Here is a 16,430-nt window from a genome sequence, read left to right as displayed (position 1 = left end):
TACCTTTATCAACTAGGTCAATATAGTACTGAAAATAAGATTTATATTCTGAAATTTCTGGTCTTTGCATTGTTTATTTTTACTTTAAAACAGGTCTTAAAAACGTACCTTCATAACTTAATATACCCTTAGATTGTTCTACAAGTTTAAAAGCTTCGATACACTCCTTGTCTGTCAATTTTGATTTTCTATACCTTTCATATTCGGCTAAACTAGGAAACGAAAATAAGGCATACGGAATATTGTTAGCTCCTTCGCTTGGTGAAAAATAACCATGATGTTGTACACCGAAACGATTTACTAAATCTATCCAAAGTTTGCCATATTGTTCAAATAGTGGAACTTGGTAACGGTCAATAGTGTATTTTAAATGACACGTTATCATAATTGTTTATTATTTGGTTAAACTCGATGGTCTTTTTAGCATAACGCCTAACGTTCCGCTGCTTTGAGATGGTGTGTGGTTCGTAACCTTTCAATTTTCGGCTTTGCAGAAAATATGATACGAAACGGTAATTCCACTAAATCACACACTAGCTCAAAACAGCTGTTGTGCGTTCGTTTTTATCTCCAGAATTTATAAGTTTCTGTTTTGTTTTTATTTTCCATTACAAGTAACTTCTCGTTTCTTTTTAGAATTTTGTATTTTGTAGTGTCTTTATTTTTGACCACTAATAAAAACATCCCGATCTTCTTTTCTGAATTGTCATTTTTATGTATCGAATCTATAATAGAAAATTCGCAAATATCTTCGGAATTAAATACCATTTTTTTGAAAAAAGCTATTTTTCTCCCCCTAATACTAATTCCTGCTAATGAGTCTGATGAGCTTAACCATTCTCCTTTTTTAAGCGTTTGGTTATCATTTAGTTTTAAATATTTAATAGTTTTGTTTTCGTTACAACTTTGAGTAAGTATTAAAAGAGTTAAAACTAGAAAGATTGATTTTGAAATTTCGATAAATATTTTTCTCATAATGATATTCTTTATTTTTTTTAAATTGATAATTTGGATTCACTTTTGTATCTCAATTTATCATAAGTTTAATTTCTATTTTCGTTTCGTTCGGGCAAAATGACGCACAACTCGTATATATATCTGATAGCGTCCGACATATCTACTCAAAATTGGGTTGCTATGTCTGACAAACGTCAGTATTTATTGTTTTGCTAATGTATAGTTTTTTTATTACAAATTATCAAAACAAATAAATACATCTCAGCATCTTTGTATCTCTTCCTCCTACTATTCCAATTACCATTTTTATCACAATCACTCCTAAGCTCATAAGTTTAAGTTTTTGTCGTTTCCAAGTACTGCTCAAAAAACCGTAATGACGAATCTTGACAAATCCCTTGGGCAAAATATGCAATGCAAACCGGCTGATAAACTCCCGATGCGTCAGTGTCATTTGCTTTTTAGCTCCCGCCATTCGATAATCCTTGTAGTCAAAAGTGACATTCTGCCCATCAATATTTTTGATTCGGTGGTTACTAATGGCAATTTTGTGAGTGTATCGCCCTAAATATTCCCCAGCTATCGCACGAATCCTTTCGTGTGGTACTTAACCTGAATGCTCAGAATGGTAGATAAGAATAGAGCTAAGTGTAGTCTGATTTTTAGGTCTTTATCTTTTATCGAAGATTTTTGCAGGAGAAACTCCAAGTGAAAGTACTGGAAAAAGCAGAAAGAAAGCCTTTTTTACCCAAATGTCCTTGTTGTAAAACAGGCAATTTGCATCGAATAGCGGTTTTTGACCAGCGTGGCCCACCTGCTTGGTATCTTAGCGTTAGTCAAAACTCGAATCGCTGTGAAAACTAACTTTACGGGTAAAGGCAGGTATGCCGAAAAGTGACGGAAAACACTAAAGAAAACCAAGCTGAAACCACCCCCGCTACTCGAAGTGTTCCCATGAAAAGCTGCGCAAATGTCTCTGATTTTGCGCAATTTTTTTATGCTTAAATAAACCCTAAATCTCATAAAAGTCTCATGACTTTTCACGAAATGTTTTTGAATCGGATAAAACAAATACGGTATATTTATAAAAAAAATGAAAGAAGGATACGTAATTCGTGATCAAACGTTACCGCATTTTATAACTGCCACAGTTGTAGATTGGATTGATGTTTTTACAAGACAAACTTATAGAGCTATTGTAATTGAAAGTTTGGATTATTGCATCAAAAATAAAGGAATGATTTTGTATGGCTATGTTATAATCAGCAATCATATCCATTTGATAATACAGTCACAAGAGGAGAAACTATCTGAATTAATTAGAGATTTTAAAAAATTTACAGCAAAATCAATTTTAGAGAAAATACAAATAGTTCTGAAAGCATTGGAACGCTTTAAATTGGCAACACAAGCCCATAGCAGAAATAAAGAGTATCAATTCTGGTAATATGGAAATCATGCAGAAGAAATTTATTCTAATGAATTTATGTGGTCAAAATTAGATTATATCCATTTAAATCCGGTAAGGTTAGGTCTTGTAGCAAGGGCATCAGCGTATATTTATTCAAGTGCAAGTAATTATGTTGATAATTCCGGGCTACTTACCATTGAAAAAGCTGATAATCCTGTGGTGAATGTTTTTAATTCTAAATCATTTACAAAATATAATTTGTATTGATTTAGTTTAAAAGTCGGAGACTTTTACAGACATAAGGTTCAATGAAATTTTAAAATGGCGCAAAGTCAGAGACATTTGCGCAGCGTTAGAAAAGAACACTTCGGGGAGCTGGGGTTGCGCGTGATGTTTATAATGCAATGGTTTATTCTAAATATCCAATTTTTATCTGTTCTAATATGGCTAAATTATCTTCGATGGTGTTTTCATAAAATTCTACCATAATTCTTGCAATTTCAATATCCTTATTATTTGTGCTGACTTCCAATAAATCCTTCAATCTATTGTGCAGTATCTCATTGCGTTTAGCAATTTTGTTAATCTCTCTTCCCATTACTCTAGCGGCGATTAAATGTAATTCGAAAGTATTGTCGCCAAAAAGATCGTTGTGGTTCTCAAAGATTTCCTCTGCGTACATATCGAAAAAATGTTTTAATATATTACTCACATCTTTTATGTCATCCCTTCTGATTTCAGGTCTGTCTTGCCAAGCAACTAATTTTAAAATCACTATTCCGGGAAGTGTACAGAATTTGAATTTATGTATTTCTTCCAGTTCCACCACTGGCAAACCATCATCATAGATTTCTTTGAATCCGGGCATATTGAGACTTGTCAACCCACTACCTTCAATGGTAACCCCCACATTCTTGTCTTCAATTTCACCGAACGGAAGCAAATCTACTTGTATAAAACCTTTCCAAACCAAGACAAAAGCATTACCCTTATATGGTGAAAAACCTTCCACTTCGATTAGGTACTTTTTCAAATTATCATAAGTTCCTTTGTCACCAATAAAAACAGCAAAATCAATATCTCCCGTGATTCTGCTAGGTGGAATATTATTAATGGCACTCATCCAAAGATCTCGGGCTACTGCACCAACCAAATAGAAGTCAATATCGAATTTGTTTAAGCCTCTTTCTAATGCTGAAAGCATTTCAGAAAGTTGAGGTTGCTGGCGTAATTGTTTAAAATTTATCTTGTAGGTACTCATCGTATATTTTTTGTGCTGTTTCGGTGCATCTTCTATCTCCTTTATTTATTAAATCTGTATATGCTAATAATGGATGAACTACATTATTATTTACATCTTCATTTTCCCAGAACTTTTTAAAAATTTTTACATTTCCATTGATATCAGGAACTAGACGATAATTTTTCATTAAATCGCCTCTGGTTTCTATTGTATAAATTGTTAGTTCTTCCGGACGTAAATAATTTGTAAATATATCACCGGCGGGTTCACCACCCCAGCAAGTTTTACCATTTTGTAGTTGCAACTTTTTCCAATTATAGAAATCATCTTCTTTTAGAAAACGAAATGTTCCAATTGTTAGTGTTGGTTTTAGGCGTTTTTCATATTCCATTATCCATTTTTCTAGTAGCTTCTTTTTATTCTCCAATTTATATTGCTCTTTGTTTAGCTGCAATAGGTATCCTTCCTGTTTCAAGCCTGTAAAGATGTTATTTACATTTCCAATTCCGGTATTGGTTTGTTCAGCAATTTGTCTGTAGGTATAATTAATCCACTCTTCGTTTATCAGGAATTGATACACCACTTTTAAACCTGTTTTTGTAAAGGCCCTATTAGTTGTTTTATCTTTGACTTCAATGGGATTATTAGCTTCTATCCATAAAAATAACCCTTTCTCTTTCAAGTAAATATTTCCATTCGCTTCTAAATAGGCAATATTTCTTTTGCGGAGTTCATCTTTTATTTTAGGGAATATTCTTTGCGCCACCACAATAAACGGATGATATTCTTTGGCCAGTTCTTCTATTTTATTGAGATGAATGGTTCTTATTTCGGTTTTTATATCCGTAAAAAGACGGATTGTATGGTTGTCTATTTCTAGTTTTAGTTCCCCATCAATCCTGTCTTGACCTTCAGCATCCTTCCATTTTCCAATGATATTTGCTTTTGTCCGGATATTATATAATGCGTTGTGAATTATCTCTTGCGGGTTCATTGTTCACTTATTTTTATCGTTCACGTAAACGTGAACAGGTTTTATTTGTGAACAAAAGTAATATATTAACGTAAGAAAAGAACAAAATATCTTCAAAAAGAATAAAATATGTGCCAATAACAACAAAACTTGAAGGATGCTTTGTTAATTCACTTTGTTCGTGTGTAAAACTTCATCAACTGGGTACACAAAAGTTAATGGGGTAACGTAAGATTATAGCGCCGCTAATTGTTTCGAAGCATAACTTTTGTACTTACAAAGCTCCTAAATTAGATCTTTTATTTAATTTGGATCGTTCTCTCTACCCTTTAACTACCCAATTTGTTCTCTTACTACAGAAGGAACTCCTGTATTAACGGTATTTTTGGCCAGACTAAATGCTGTTTTTATTTAATGGAGTTTCATTTTTAGTGCAGCATTTCATTTTCCACTGGCGGTCGAGGGATTTGGAGTAATTCTTTATTTGCTAATAGGAATAGGCACGGAATGCAATTCCGCGCGCGGGCTCTGTTTAGTGAGCCGCGTTGCAAACGCTATGATTTGTTATATAAGGAAAGTAGGCACTCGTTAGAAACGAGTAATTGCCTCTTGAAATTCTTCTTACACATTTATCGAAAACCCCATAAGGAATGGATGTAGAGCGATTCTCCCGAAAAAGCGGGACAGGCTGTTCAACACAGCTTTAATTGTTCGTTCTACGCACGCAACGAAAGCTTAGCTGTTGGCGGTAGTGCTTTTATTCGGTCTTATTTTTGTCTATAAGTTGCACCATATTCTTGTTGAATTGTTCAAGTTTAATGTCCAACGAAACAAAAAAAACACTGTCAGCATTTTCTATTTCAATGACTGCTTTTTGCAAAACTTTTTCTCCGATATTTGTTAGTCGAATGGTTTTGGCTCTTGTGTCTATTTCGTGTTCTTGTCGGGTTACAAATTTCTTTTCTTCTAATGTCCTTAAAACTTTTGACACCATCATTCTGTCAAAATTTGTTTGATTGGCAATGTCAATTTGCGTTACATTATTACTGTTGTTTGAAAGCCAAGCTAATGCACATAACAGAGCAAATTGCGTTTGTGTCAAATCTAATGGGTCTAAAACCTTTTTTTGTTTTCGTTGCCACAACAAAGTAAGTTGTCCGAGTAAATATCCAGGACTTTCGTTTGGGCTTTTAAAATTAAATTCAATTTTTTTAGGCATAATCTTTAAGTAGCATTTTTGAGTTGACATTACTTATACGTTGTAAAAACTCGGATAATGAAGTTGTTTTTCTCCCTAAAACTCTTTCTAAATCATTTGATTGTTGGTCAAATTCTCTGTTAGCAATTGCTGTACTGAAAGTTTTGAGTATTTCGATAATATGACTTGGTAAACCAAATTTAGTCATTTGTTCTTTAAATTCATTTTCTGTTGGGGAAATATACTGAATAGGTTCTTTTATAATTTCAGATATTTTTTTAGCAATTTCGGAAAAGGAAATTTGTTCACTCCCATTAAATTCTAATGTTTTATTAGAATAGGATGAAGGGTTCAAAAGAATATTTACTTCTACTTCTGCTAAATCTTTTTTAGGTACAAAAGAAGTTAGTCCATTTGCTGTTGGCAAATAAATGTTTTTGGTTTTTAGCAGTTGGCTTTTATCTCCTATCATCATTTCAATTACTTCGGCATATAAATTATGTTTCAAAATTGTATAAGTGATTCCTGACGTTTTAATACAATTTTCAGTTTGTAAATGAGAATCCACAAGATTTGCCAATGGCGAAGAATCACTTTCGTCTTTCCACACAGCACTTGTATATAAAATGTGCTTAATACCATTCTTTTTTGCTGAATCAACTACGTTTTTATGAAGTTTTGCTCGTTCATTATCGTCTCCACCAGAAACGAAGTATAAAGTATCAATGTCTTTAAAAGCCCTTTCCAAACTTTCCAAATTGGCATAATCTCCAATTAGTACCTCAATACCTTCATAAGCATATTGTTTTGCCAATTCATTTTTTTCGTCTCTAACCAATACAGCAAGATTTGTAATTTCGATCTTCTCTTTTAAAAGGTTGATAAGCATACTACCTAAACTTCCTGTAGCACCTGTGATTAATATTTTATTGTTCATATCCATTTTTATTTTGAATTTAAGAAAGTAAGTTTATATCCATCAATGTCTTTTACGTGGAATGCTCTACCAAAAGGCGTTTCTATAATTGGACCTGTAGTGGCAACTCCATTTGTACTTAATTTTTCTTTCAATTCGTCCACATTTTCGTCCACTGCAAACCAAAGTGCTACGCCAATTCCTAATTCTTTTCCATCCAGTGGTTCAAGTGGTGTACGAATAGCAAAACTTGCTTGTCCTTGATTGTATTTAAAAACACAGGCTTGTGGATTAGTGCTATCAATTTCAAATCCTAATTTGTTAGTGTAGAATGCTTTTGATGCTTCTAAATCTCTTACTTGAAGAGATGCAAATGTTAATTGTATCATTATATTTATTTTAAATTGTTGTCGCAAATATAGTATATGCGACAACAATAAACAAATCTTTTTTCAAATTTGTTTTTTTGTCTAAAAAAATGATGGTGTTTTTAGGCGGCGAGGTCGGTACGTACGCATTACCGCCAACCGTCTCGCTACTACAGCGGGTTTGGGACTAAATTAAGCCCTATTTTCGGATTTGCCAAATCTTCCAAATACAAAACCAATTTCAAATTAAGCCTAAAACCCAAATTGCTTGTAGCGTGTGTTAGCAGTAGGCAAAATTTGTCTACAATTGCTCTTTTAATTTCAAAATTTTTTCTTTAATTTCGGTTTCAGTTAATTCTGTTTTTGTATTTGATTTTAATATATTTTCAAGTGCTATAATTTGCGCTTTTATTAATGCTTTTTCAGAATTTATTTTTACATCTGCATCTATTCCGGCATGTTCCCAATTAGTATTTGTGATTGAATTTTTTTCTTCTGAAATTGGGATAAATAAATGATATTTGTTGCCAATAAAAAATACTTTTACAGGATTTGCTGCACCATATGTTTTATCTCCAATTATTTTCGCAATTTTATTTTGTTGTAAATTATATGCTAATGATTCAGCAGCAGAAATCGTTTTATTGTTTACAAGAATATATATTGGCTTGTTTAAATACTTCTTGCCATTTACTTTTTGCATTGTGAAGTGTTTTATTGTTTTGTCATTGTATCTTGTGTAATGTTCACTTAACTTTATTTTATTTTCAAAAAAATAACTTAAAAATAGTTTGACCATTTTACCATCTCCACCTTGATTGTTTCTTAAATCTATAATTAATGCATTGGTATTTGAAACAAAATTCATTGTTGCATCAAGAATTTGTTGAGCAGATTTATTTCCTTCAGGAAATCCTGTGTATTCAATATAACCAATATTTCCATCTAATCTTGTAACTTTTTCAAATCCATAATTCCATTGTCTATTAATGGAATCATATTTTTGTAACATTTCTTTTTCATTGACTATTTTTTTTTCCTCTTGACTTGGACGATATAACACATTGAAATGTAAATCATTTCCATTTATAGTTAAATAGGAGGAAAGAGATTTAGCAAATTCTTTGTCAGTAAGACTTTCAAAAGTTTTAAGTTCTATTTCTGATTTTAATTTTTCAGAAAGTTGATTTGCTACATCTTCGAAAATGTAATATTCCTTAATGTTTTCAGCCATTTCCAATATTTGTTTATTTCGTTCAGTAAAATCTTGGGCATTTGCTCTTAAGTTGAAGCAGATAACAACGTAAATTAATAATAGATTAAATAATGTTTTCATTTTTTTAAATTTTGCAATTAGTAATTATTTTATTTAAAGTTTTATCGAGTAAATTAATTTCTTCCTGTGACAAACCATATAGCGCTGTTTCCCTATTTACTTGTACAATTGGGTTTATTAATTCTATAGTTTTCTTTCCTTTTTCGGTTATTTCAAGATTAAATTTTCTTCTGTCCTCCTTATGAATAGTTCTGTTTAAATAATCTTTTTTAACCATTAATTCAATCATTCTCGTGATGGATGCATTGTCTTTAAATATAAGATTTGCCAATTCATTTTGGGAAATTCTCTCATCCTTGTTGAGGATTATCAATACTAAACATTGATCTATTGTAATATCTTTTACAATTTTATCAATATTTTTCTGTGATACTTTCCTATACTCCTTAATCGCTTGCTCTATAGAATAAAGCACTGTTCCTGTTGGGTTTTTAATATTCATATTAATATATTTGATACAAATATAATTGATATATCAATATAAAATAAAAAAATAAAAATTATTTTAAGTTTTTAAGTTTTTTTATTCAAGAGATATTCTTTGGAATAATTTTTTTTGGTTTTTGAGAGTTTTGCGTAATTCTGAGGATTGCTTACTGCTAACGTTCCCTTGCTACAAGAGGTTTGGGGTTAAATTAAGCCTTGTCTTCGGATTTGCCAAAACAACCCAAATACAAAACCAATTTTCCATTAAACCAATTGCCCAAATCTCTTGTGAGCAAGTGTTAGCGGTAGTTCTTATTGTTCGTTTAAAAATTGTTTCAAAGTCTTAATAAATATTTCCAATTGGTCTTCATACGCTAAATGTCCTGCGGAAGGAATATTTAAAAGTACTGAATTGTCTATAAGTCCTGCAACTTCGCAAACACTTTCCCTAGAAAATAAATGGTCTTTGTCGCCTCTTACGATAAGTGTCGGACAATTTATTTTACTCACATTTTCATTTGGAAATCCCGTTGCTGTTCTGTCAAGCCATAACGCTATCATTGATTTCGTTAGCTTTTCAAAATCAGGTTCGGGATTTAATCTCTGATAGCTATCAAAACTTTCTGGAAATTTTGCTTTCCAACTATCAGCCGTTATTTTCAAAAATATTTCTTCGGTCGATAATGAATCTTTGATGTTCCAAGTTGTACCAATAGCAACAAGTTTTTTTATTTTTATAGAACTTTCAATTGCCATTCTGTAAGCAGTAGTTCCACCATCGCTAAACCCAATAATTGTTATATCGTTGATGTTTAGCGATTGTAGCAAAGCCTCAATGTCAAGCTGAATACGCTCATAAGTTAGATTGTCTGCTCCAAGAGAAGATTTTCCTTGTCCTCTACTGTCTATGCCAATTATCCTAAAATCGTCTACTAAAAGTGGAACTACAGAATTGAAATCTTCCATATTTCCAAAACCTCCGTGAAGAAAAATTAAAACAGGCTTGTCTGGATTGCCAATTTCTTCATAGTAAATTTTTACTTCGTCTATGCTGAAATGTCGTCCTTTTTGATGGTCAAATTTGTTCATAAAGTGTCTGTTTGTAAAATTTTAATTAACGTTTTTTTTATTTTTATTTTTAATATTTTGTAAATCAACTATTTACGAACGTGTGTTAATCTTTAAAAATTCATTCCACTTTCCACCGTTAGCTTAAGGGTTAGGAAGTGAGTCTAGGGGGAATTACCGCTAACTTGTATATATCTCTGATAGCGTCCGACATATCTACCCAAAATTGGGTTGCTATGTCTGAAAAACGTCAGTATTTATTGTTTTGCTAATGTATAGTTTTTTTATTACAAATTATCAAAACAAATAAATACACCTCATCTCAGCATCTTTCTACCTGTTGCTCCTACACTCTTCCAATTACCATTTTTATCACAATCACTCCTAAGCTCATAAATCTTCGATAAAAGGTAAATACCTAAAAATCAGGCTACACTTAGCTCTATTCTTATCTACCATTCTGAGCATTCAGGTTAAGTACCACACGAAAGGATTTGGGCGATAGCTGGGGCAATGGCCTCTTGAAATTCTTCTTACACATTTATCAAAAAACCCATAAGGGATGGATGTAGAGCGGTTCTCCCGAAAAAGCGGGACAGGCTGTTCAACAGGAATTTCACTGTTGGTACTGCGTACGCAACGACATTCTAGCGGTTAGGCATTCGTCTTTATTTATTTATTTATTTATTTTGTTTCCCAAATTTTTCAACCGCTGAAATCCATTTTTGTCTTGTTGTATCTTTTGAGTTTTTAATTATGCCAAAGTATGAAACTTTAACTGGATTAATTCCACAAAATTCTAATGTTGATTTTTTTAATTGATTGACACTTGGCCTGCCGTATATCAACCAATAATACCAGCTCGGTTGGTCAAGTGTCGTAATAATATGAGCTGTTTTACCTTTTAATAATTTGTCCCATAGTATTGAGTTTTCTCTGTACTGAAATGCAAAGCCTGGCAAAAAAAGTCTATCAATAAATCCTTTCATAATCGCAGGAAGTCCACCCCACCAAACAGGGTGAATCCAAACTAAATGGTCTGCCCATTTAATTTTTTTCCAAGCGTCCAAAAGGTCTGGCTCCAATTCTGTTCTTTTTTGATACCCAAATTGCAGATTTGGATTGAAATTGAGGTCTGCAATTATTATTTCTTTGACTTCTGCCCCTGAATTTGTAGCACCTTTATTATAGGCTTTTGCAAATGCAAAGCTCAAACTTTCTTTGTTTGGATGACCATTTATAATTACTATTTTTTTCATAAATTCTTTAATATATAGATATTGAGCTATTTGAAGTTAATAAAACTGTAAAATCTTTTGGGTTGTGTAGTTGATGGCTAAAATAAACACTGTTCTGAAAACTGTTTTCAAGTATTTTTTCAACATGTAGTACAGTGGAAAAAGAGGTCAATTCCGATTGACCTTTTTGACATTTTAAAACAACTTTTTCTTGTTTAGAATTACTGTGTGAGACAAAAATTTCAAAGGTTGAAACATCTCCACTACCGCTTCCTCCAAATATTAATTTTCGTTCTTTAAAATTTAAAATTTTAAAGAAATTTATTTTTTGCATGATGCCTAAAGCAGAAGTAATGAGGTTAGAATCAAAGGTCAGTTTGGCAGAAACAGTTGGTATCTTTTCTATTTGATTAAAAATATATAAATCTGGAATATCAAAATCATAAACTTTCCTGTTTTTACCGTCAAAATTAAAAACATGATACTTTGAATTTAAAAAATGCTTGGTATTAACCTTAGTATTATTTTTATAGAAATTAAATGGTTTGCTTACATTTTCAGCCATAAAATCTGCCGAACTTTTCCCAGCTTTATCTTTAGTAGAATAATAAACCAAAATTTCAACATTTTTGACATCATTTGCTAAAACACCTTTTGAATATAATAGCAATGGTGCAATACCACCCATCCATCCGGAACTAAATACAATTTTACTTTCAATGGTTCTTTTCTCAGTAAAATCTAAAGATTTTACTAGTTCACTTGTCGGTTTTGTAATATCGATATAATCAATTTTAGATTTTATTGCATAATCTAAAGCATTATTATCGGGGTCTTTTGTACAAAGTATGATTAGATTGATTGAATGTTTGTATAATGATTCAAAAGAGTTTTTGTCATTTATATCAATTTGAACATGATTTGGATTGGTACCCTTATTTCTTGTTCCGATTAAAATTTTTAAAGCTGGGTTTCTGCTCGAAAGCATTTCATGAATAGTTTTTCCAATCAAACCAGTTCCACCTATAATTAAAATTGTTTTGCTCATTTCTTTAGTTTAAGTTTAGATGTGCAAAGCTAAATCCTATCAAACTTTGAAAATAGGACAAATGTCTAAAAAGTACATTCTTTTCGTATTCTGCTTAAATGTCGTTGTGAAATACCTAAGTAAGAGGCTAAATATTGTATAGGAATTTTTTGAACATACTCTGGATGATTTTTCATTAAGTCTGTATATCGTTTAGTGGCATCGCTTTTTTGCAATTGAAATATTCTTTTTTCTAATTCAATGTATTGTTGTTCTGCTATTGTTTTTAAGAAATAGACCCAATTAGGTTTTTGTTGTACTAATTTTTCAAACTTGTCCTTAGGAATGATTAATAATTCAGTTTTTGTAATAGCTTGTATGTTTTCCATTGTCGGCTGTGAAGTCACAAATGAAGAATAAGCAGTCATTAAACTGTTTGGAAAAGTGATACAATAAGTAACTTCTTCCTCTTTGTCGGACGTATAATAAGAACGCAGGCTGCCTGTTAAAACAAATGCTACTTGTTTGCAAGTTTCGCCTTCTTTAATAAAATACTCCGCCTTTTTGAAGATTTTATACGTTAAAAGGTGCAGGAAATCGTCAATTTCAATATCTGTCAATATATTGAAGGACTGCAAAAAGTGTCTTAAGCTATCGTCTTTCATTTTTAGTTTTCTGTTCCTTCGAAGTGGTTTTGACAAGGTGACGCATAGCGTCAGTCTGTGAAAAAACCTCCGTTGTATTATCATCAAATGTAACAAAATACTAGTATAAAAAGAAGATTTTTCGTATTTTTAAGAATGCAACACATCACAGGTATTTCCCGTCAACACATGCGTTTTTCAAGTTTAGAAGATACTATACGTCCCGATAATCAGGTGCGGCTTATAGATGCCTTTGTCGAATATATTGACCTCCATGAACTCGATTTTGCTGTAAAAACGCTCAAGACTGAAGGTCGGGCATAAAAAAAATAATTCAAAAGAGAGTTATGAATTTAAAAATACCGAACCTAAAAATGCAAAGAATGCCCTGCAAAACATTTATGTACTAGTCGAGCAGCAGGGACTTTTATCATATTTAGAATTTATAAGAAATAGAAAAAAATGCTCGAAGTCAAAGACGTTCGCGCAGCATTTCATAAGAACACTTCAAAGAGCGGGGATGCTTGTTCTAAAAGACAAGTGTCCTTTTTTTGCAATTACATTTTTTATAAAACCAAGATAAATTACTGATAATGTGTAAATTACGCAATTTTTATTAGAATTTCACAATACTTTTTCAAGTTAAAAAGCTACCTTTATACTGCGAAAATTAATTTGCAATTTAAATTTAAAAAAGATGAGTCATCAAAAATTTCAAGATTGTATCGATGCATGTTCAGAATGTGCAGTAGAATGTTCCCATTGTGAAAGTGAATGCTTAAATGAACAAGACGTAAAAATGTTAGCGCGTTGCATAAAACTAAATCATGATTGTGCAGCTATTTGTTTATTTGCCATGCAGGCTATGGCAAGCGGAAGCGAATTTGCCGAAAAAATATGCAAATTATGTGCCGAAATTTGCACTGCTTGTGCTGAAGAATGTGAAAAACATGCACACATGGAACATTGCAAAAATTGTGCTGAAGCCTGTCGCAAATGTGCTGTTGAATGCAGCAATATGAGTAAGTTAAGTACAGTATCATGAGTAAAATATGAGTATTTAAATCTCTTAAATAAAGTTTCTTTTTGAGAAATTATTTAAGAGATTTTAAACAATCAAAATTATAAACTATGAAAACATTACAAAAAATCACATTAATTATTGTATCGATTGGTTTGTTTACATCGTGCCAATCCAAAACTGATGTAAATCAAATTCTTTCAAATTCAGATACAAAAAAGGCAATTATGGATACTATTGCAAACAATAGCGATATGTCTAAAGATATGATGCAAGCGATGATGAACAGTAGTAAAGGAAAAATGATGATGACAAATCACGAAAATATGATGAAAATGATGAAGGATAATCCAGATATGATGAAAGGAATGATGACCGAAATGATGGAAGCATCTAAAACAGATACTACGATGATGTCTGAAATGTATAAATCGATGATGGATAATCCTAAAATGATGGATATGATGAAAGATAAAAAAATGCAATCACACAAAATGACTGGAATGGATAAAAATATGGATATGTCCAAATAAAACAAATACAAACAACATTAAAATATAAAAAAAATGGAAACTCAAAAAAAGTACACCTGCCCAATGCACCCACAAGTTTCTTCGGATAAACCCGGAAAATGTCCTAAATGCGGAATGAATTTAGTGGAAAAAAAAGAATGAAAATTCTACTAGCAACCGATGGTTCAAAATATAGTAAAACAGCAATTAATGAAATTGCCAACAGACCATTGCCGCCAAAAACCGAAGTGTGTATTGTTTCTGTTTATGAAAGAATGTTGCTAATAAATACTCTTGAGCCAATGGGAGTTTTACATGAATATTATACTGAAGTTGATCACAACGCTTTTAAAGGCGCAGAGAAAATTTTACGTGATAAAAATCCGGCTTTAATTGTAACTACAATGGTTATTGGTGGTTCTCCAAAAAGTGCAATACTCAAAGAAGCTGAAACATTCGGTGCTGATTTGATTATCGTTGGTTCTCATGGTCATGGAGCTATAGAAGGCTTTTTTTGATTGGCTAGGTTTCGCAAGCGGTGGCATTACATGCAAAATGTTCTGTCGAGATTATACGTAACAAAATGAAACAGCGACAATAATTTAAAGTAAGGAATTAAATTTCTTAAGTAAAGAATAAAATTCGGTTAAGTCCTTCCTTTTTTATTGAATGATATTGAATGATAAAAGGAAGTAATTATATATATTTTTTGAAAATTCAACAAGGTCTTTTCGCTTTAAAACGCAGATCTTTATACAGTTAATATGTTTAACAAATAAATTCAATATCATGAAAACGGAAAAAAAAAGTTGCATTAACGTTTGGTTTAATTGGTCTTCTATATTCCTGCCAGTCAACCAACCAAGTTCTCTCAAAATCAGATAAGAGAATGGAAATTATGAATGAGATTGCTAATAATGAAAGTATGTCAAAAGAGATGATGGGGATACTTATGAATAGCAAAAGCGGTATGATGATGATGCAGGAGAAGGAAAAGGAAATGATGAAGGATAGTAATGCGAAAATGATGGGAATGATGAAGGAAAATCCGGAAATGATGAAAAGTATGATGTCAGAGATGATGATGAAGAATCCAACAATGATGAAAGAAAATCATGCTAAAATGATGGCAATGATGAAAGAAAATCCTGAAATGATGAAAAGCATGATGTCAAAAATGGTAGAATCATCACAAGGCGATGACGCTATGATGGCTGGAATGTGTAAGGAGATGATGGGAAGTGAGAAAATGATGAAAATGATGGAGAAAATGAAAAAAGAAAAAATGGACATGAATAAAATGAAAGGAATGGATAAAAAGCCAGAAAAGAAAGAAGATCATAAAGCGCATCATTAATAATTTATTTAACCCTAACGCTATAGAATTATGTTGAATAACGGTAACGGAGAAATGCATATGAGAGATTATGCTTTCATGGGAATGCACATGTTTTGGTGGGTTTTTATAGTAATTATTCTTTTAATACTCGTTATAGGAGCCAACAATTTCAGAAGAAGAAAATGATTAATGCAACTTTTATAATTATAGAAATGAGAATAATAGCATTAGCATTTATACTCGCTATAAGCTCCTTTGCGTATGCAGAAAATAGAAATGAAAGGTGAATTTTCAAAAAAACAGATATTCTCTAGACGCAATCTGATTGCCAAACTCAAAAAATGGAATTCACCCTACAAGGCGAAAGTCTTGTTTTTGCTAAAAACGAGTTATTTAAAGCTGAATTTAGAACACTATTTCTATCAAACTAAAATTGCAGCCTAAACATAACGACCCGTTAAATACCTTATATTTGAATTCTTGAGTTGAATTATCTGAAGTTTTTGAAAGTAAAATAGGTTTTTTCACAGCCTGACGTTCCCGCGCGACACGCAGTTTGGGACTAAATTAAGCCCATTCGTCGGATTTGCCAAATCTTCCAAATATAAAACCAATTTCAAATTAAGCCTAATACCCAAATTGCTTGTAGCGTGGCGTGTGTTGGGCGTTTGTGCTTTTATTTTTGCAAGTACCTTTCGCTAATTATATTTATATGATGCTTAACGTGTCCTATACTAATGTACCCTAATGCTC

19 protein-coding genes and 3 pseudogenes are annotated in these 16,430 nt (G+C 32.0%); 8 read left to right on the top strand and 14 right to left on the bottom strand.

Annotation, left to right across the window (positions count from 1 at the left end; all coding sequences use genetic code 11):
• Positions 1–79: 79 nt before the first annotated feature.
• From BMX64_RS15440 to BMX64_RS15430, 3 genes and pseudogenes are all read right to left on the bottom strand, one after another.
• A complete protein-coding gene (locus BMX64_RS15440; RefSeq protein ID WP_091174446.1) occupies positions 80–385 on the bottom strand; it encodes an NIPSNAP family protein in 306 nt (101 codons plus the stop codon).
• A 179-nt stretch (positions 386–564) separates the two neighbouring features.
• Positions 565–975, bottom strand: coding sequence for a hypothetical protein (locus BMX64_RS15435; protein WP_091174443.1), 411 nt, complete (start codon positions 973–975; stop codon positions 565–567).
• 316 nt (positions 976–1,291) lie between these two features.
• Positions 1,292–1,531 (bottom strand): annotated as a pseudogene (locus BMX64_RS15430) (transposase); the annotation flags it as partial.
• A 110-nt stretch (positions 1,532–1,641) separates the two neighbouring features.
• Here BMX64_RS15430 and BMX64_RS16030 point away from each other — a divergent pair.
• The 3 genes and pseudogenes from BMX64_RS16030 to BMX64_RS15970 all read left to right on the top strand — a co-directional run.
• Positions 1,642–1,821, top strand: a pseudogene (locus BMX64_RS16030) (IS91 family transposase); the annotation flags it as partial.
• 229 nt (positions 1,822–2,050) lie between these two features.
• On the top strand, positions 2,051–2,404 hold the full coding sequence (locus BMX64_RS15975) for a transposase (RefSeq protein ID WP_317614726.1): 354 nt from the start codon (positions 2,051–2,053) through the stop codon (positions 2,402–2,404).
• A 39-nt stretch (positions 2,405–2,443) separates the two neighbouring features.
• Positions 2,444–2,635, top strand: coding sequence for a hypothetical protein (locus BMX64_RS15970; protein WP_317614725.1), 192 nt, complete (start codon positions 2,444–2,446; stop codon positions 2,633–2,635).
• 142 nt (positions 2,636–2,777) lie between these two features.
• Here the strand turns inward: BMX64_RS15970 and BMX64_RS15420 are convergent, their stop codons facing one another.
• The 11 genes from BMX64_RS15420 to BMX64_RS15370 all read right to left on the bottom strand — a co-directional run bounded on the left by BMX64_RS15420 (position 2,778) and on the right by BMX64_RS15370 (position 12,826).
• Entirely contained in the window at positions 2,778–3,629 is an 852-nt protein-coding gene (locus BMX64_RS15420; protein ID WP_091174441.1) for a hypothetical protein, read from the bottom strand.
• Positions 3,604–4,605, bottom strand: a complete 1,002-nt coding sequence (locus BMX64_RS15415; protein ID WP_091174437.1) for a type IV toxin-antitoxin system AbiEi family antitoxin — start codon at positions 4,603–4,605, stop codon at positions 3,604–3,606. Before BMX64_RS15415 ends, BMX64_RS15420 begins: the two co-directional genes overlap by 26 nt.
• 736 nt (positions 4,606–5,341) lie before the next feature.
• On the bottom strand, positions 5,342–5,803 hold the full coding sequence (locus BMX64_RS15410; protein ID WP_091174449.1) for a MarR family winged helix-turn-helix transcriptional regulator: 462 nt from the start codon (positions 5,801–5,803) through the stop codon (positions 5,342–5,344).
• On the bottom strand, positions 5,796–6,719 hold the full coding sequence (locus BMX64_RS15405) for an SDR family oxidoreductase (protein WP_167543079.1): 924 nt from the start codon (positions 6,717–6,719) through the stop codon (positions 5,796–5,798). The genes BMX64_RS15410 and BMX64_RS15405 overlap by 8 nt, the downstream gene beginning before the upstream one ends.
• Before the next feature lie 8 nt (positions 6,720–6,727).
• Positions 6,728–7,087 carry a VOC family protein gene (locus BMX64_RS15400; protein ID WP_091174430.1) on the bottom strand — a complete coding sequence of 120 codons (360 nt, stop codon included), beginning with the start codon at positions 7,085–7,087 and terminating at the stop codon, positions 6,728–6,730.
• Between the two features lie 280 nt (positions 7,088–7,367).
• Entirely contained in the window at positions 7,368–8,402 is a 1,035-nt protein-coding gene (locus BMX64_RS15395; RefSeq protein ID WP_091174427.1) for a S41 family peptidase, read from the bottom strand.
• A gap of 4 nt (positions 8,403–8,406) precedes the next feature.
• On the bottom strand, positions 8,407–8,844 hold the full coding sequence (locus BMX64_RS15390; RefSeq protein WP_091174425.1) for a MarR family winged helix-turn-helix transcriptional regulator: 438 nt from the start codon (positions 8,842–8,844) through the stop codon (positions 8,407–8,409).
• A gap of 296 nt (positions 8,845–9,140) precedes the next feature.
• A complete protein-coding gene (locus BMX64_RS15385; protein ID WP_091174421.1) occupies positions 9,141–9,917 on the bottom strand; it encodes an alpha/beta fold hydrolase in 777 nt (258 codons plus the stop codon).
• A 659-nt stretch (positions 9,918–10,576) separates the two neighbouring features.
• A complete protein-coding gene (locus tag BMX64_RS15380) occupies positions 10,577–11,155 on the bottom strand; it encodes an NAD(P)H-dependent oxidoreductase (protein WP_091174418.1) in 579 nt (192 codons plus the stop codon).
• A 7-nt stretch (positions 11,156–11,162) separates the two neighbouring features.
• The gene (locus BMX64_RS15375; protein WP_091174415.1) at positions 11,163–12,182 is read right to left on the bottom strand and encodes an NAD-dependent epimerase/dehydratase family protein; all 1,020 of its coding nucleotides are present in this window, start codon (positions 12,180–12,182) and stop codon (positions 11,163–11,165) included.
• Between the two features lie 65 nt (positions 12,183–12,247).
• Positions 12,248–12,826 carry a Crp/Fnr family transcriptional regulator gene (locus BMX64_RS15370; protein ID WP_091174411.1) on the bottom strand — a complete coding sequence of 193 codons (579 nt, stop codon included), beginning with the start codon at positions 12,824–12,826 and terminating at the stop codon, positions 12,248–12,250.
• 676 nt (positions 12,827–13,502) lie between these two features.
• Here BMX64_RS15370 and BMX64_RS15365 point away from each other — a divergent pair.
• The 5 genes and pseudogenes from BMX64_RS15365 (at position 13,503) to BMX64_RS15350 (ending at position 15,695) form a co-directional block, all read left to right on the top strand.
• On the top strand, positions 13,503–13,850 hold the full coding sequence (locus tag BMX64_RS15365; RefSeq protein ID WP_091174407.1) for a four-helix bundle copper-binding protein: 348 nt from the start codon (positions 13,503–13,505) through the stop codon (positions 13,848–13,850).
• 86 nt (positions 13,851–13,936) lie between these two features.
• Positions 13,937–14,359, top strand: a complete 423-nt coding sequence (locus BMX64_RS15360; RefSeq protein ID WP_091174402.1) for a hypothetical protein — start codon at positions 13,937–13,939, stop codon at positions 14,357–14,359.
• A gap of 39 nt (positions 14,360–14,398) precedes the next feature.
• Positions 14,399–14,497 (top strand): annotated as a pseudogene (locus BMX64_RS15905) (heavy metal-binding domain-containing protein); the annotation flags it as partial.
• Entirely contained in the window at positions 14,497–14,856 is a 360-nt protein-coding gene (locus tag BMX64_RS15355; protein ID WP_208858992.1) for a universal stress protein, read from the top strand. The pseudogene BMX64_RS15905 and the gene BMX64_RS15355, both read left to right, overlap by 1 nt.
• Positions 14,857–15,227: 371 nt before the next feature.
• A complete protein-coding gene (locus BMX64_RS15350; protein ID WP_244273320.1) occupies positions 15,228–15,695 on the top strand; it encodes a membrane or secreted protein in 468 nt (155 codons plus the stop codon).
• The last annotated feature ends 735 nt before the right edge of the window (positions 15,696–16,430 follow it).

Origin of the sequence: Flavobacterium sinopsychrotolerans, from assembly GCF_900110375.1 — a bacterium.
Lineage (GTDB): Bacteria > Bacteroidota > Bacteroidia > Flavobacteriales > Flavobacteriaceae > Flavobacterium > Flavobacterium sinopsychrotolerans.
The sequence above is the reverse complement of the archived record's forward strand: the minus strand, read 5'-3'. Positions and strand labels throughout refer to the sequence as shown.

What these genes read in the sequence shown, in the direction of transcription:
- BMX64_RS15440 (WP_091174446.1), bottom strand. Translation starts at nt 385, where the DNA reads ATGATAACGTGTCATTTAAAATACACTATTGACCGTTACCAAGTTCCA.
- BMX64_RS15435 (WP_091174443.1), bottom strand. Translation starts at nt 975, where the DNA reads ATGAGAAAAATATTTATCGAAATTTCAAAATCAATCTTTCTAGTTTTA.
- BMX64_RS15975 (WP_317614726.1), top strand. Translation starts at nt 2,051, where the DNA reads ATGAAAGAAGGATACGTAATTCGTGATCAAACGTTACCGCATTTTATA.
- BMX64_RS15970 (WP_317614725.1), top strand. Translation starts at nt 2,444, where the DNA reads ATGTGGTCAAAATTAGATTATATCCATTTAAATCCGGTAAGGTTAGGT.
- BMX64_RS15420 (WP_091174441.1), bottom strand. Translation starts at nt 3,629, where the DNA reads ATGAGTACCTACAAGATAAATTTTAAACAATTACGCCAGCAACCTCAA.
- BMX64_RS15415 (WP_091174437.1), bottom strand. Translation starts at nt 4,605, where the DNA reads ATGAACCCGCAAGAGATAATTCACAACGCATTATATAATATCCGGACA.
- BMX64_RS15410 (WP_091174449.1), bottom strand. Translation starts at nt 5,803, where the DNA reads ATGCCTAAAAAAATTGAATTTAATTTTAAAAGCCCAAACGAAAGTCCT.
- BMX64_RS15405 (WP_167543079.1), bottom strand. Translation starts at nt 6,719, where the DNA reads ATGAACAATAAAATATTAATCACAGGTGCTACAGGAAGTTTAGGTAGT.
- BMX64_RS15400 (WP_091174430.1), bottom strand. Translation starts at nt 7,087, where the DNA reads ATGATACAATTAACATTTGCATCTCTTCAAGTAAGAGATTTAGAAGCA.
- BMX64_RS15395 (WP_091174427.1), bottom strand. Translation starts at nt 8,402, where the DNA reads ATGAAAACATTATTTAATCTATTATTAATTTACGTTGTTATCTGCTTC.
- BMX64_RS15390 (WP_091174425.1), bottom strand. Translation starts at nt 8,844, where the DNA reads ATGAATATTAAAAACCCAACAGGAACAGTGCTTTATTCTATAGAGCAA.
- BMX64_RS15385 (WP_091174421.1), bottom strand. Translation starts at nt 9,917, where the DNA reads ATGAACAAATTTGACCATCAAAAAGGACGACATTTCAGCATAGACGAA.
- BMX64_RS15380 (WP_091174418.1), bottom strand. Translation starts at nt 11,155, where the DNA reads ATGAAAAAAATAGTAATTATAAATGGTCATCCAAACAAAGAAAGTTTG.
- BMX64_RS15375 (WP_091174415.1), bottom strand. Translation starts at nt 12,182, where the DNA reads ATGAGCAAAACAATTTTAATTATAGGTGGAACTGGTTTGATTGGAAAA.
- BMX64_RS15370 (WP_091174411.1), bottom strand. Translation starts at nt 12,826, where the DNA reads ATGAAAGACGATAGCTTAAGACACTTTTTGCAGTCCTTCAATATATTG.
- BMX64_RS15365 (WP_091174407.1), top strand. Translation starts at nt 13,503, where the DNA reads ATGAGTCATCAAAAATTTCAAGATTGTATCGATGCATGTTCAGAATGT.
- BMX64_RS15360 (WP_091174402.1), top strand. Translation starts at nt 13,937, where the DNA reads ATGAAAACATTACAAAAAATCACATTAATTATTGTATCGATTGGTTTG.
- BMX64_RS15355 (WP_208858992.1), top strand. Translation starts at nt 14,497, where the DNA reads ATGAAAATTCTACTAGCAACCGATGGTTCAAAATATAGTAAAACAGCA.
- BMX64_RS15350 (WP_244273320.1), top strand. Translation starts at nt 15,228, where the DNA reads ATGGAAATTATGAATGAGATTGCTAATAATGAAAGTATGTCAAAAGAG.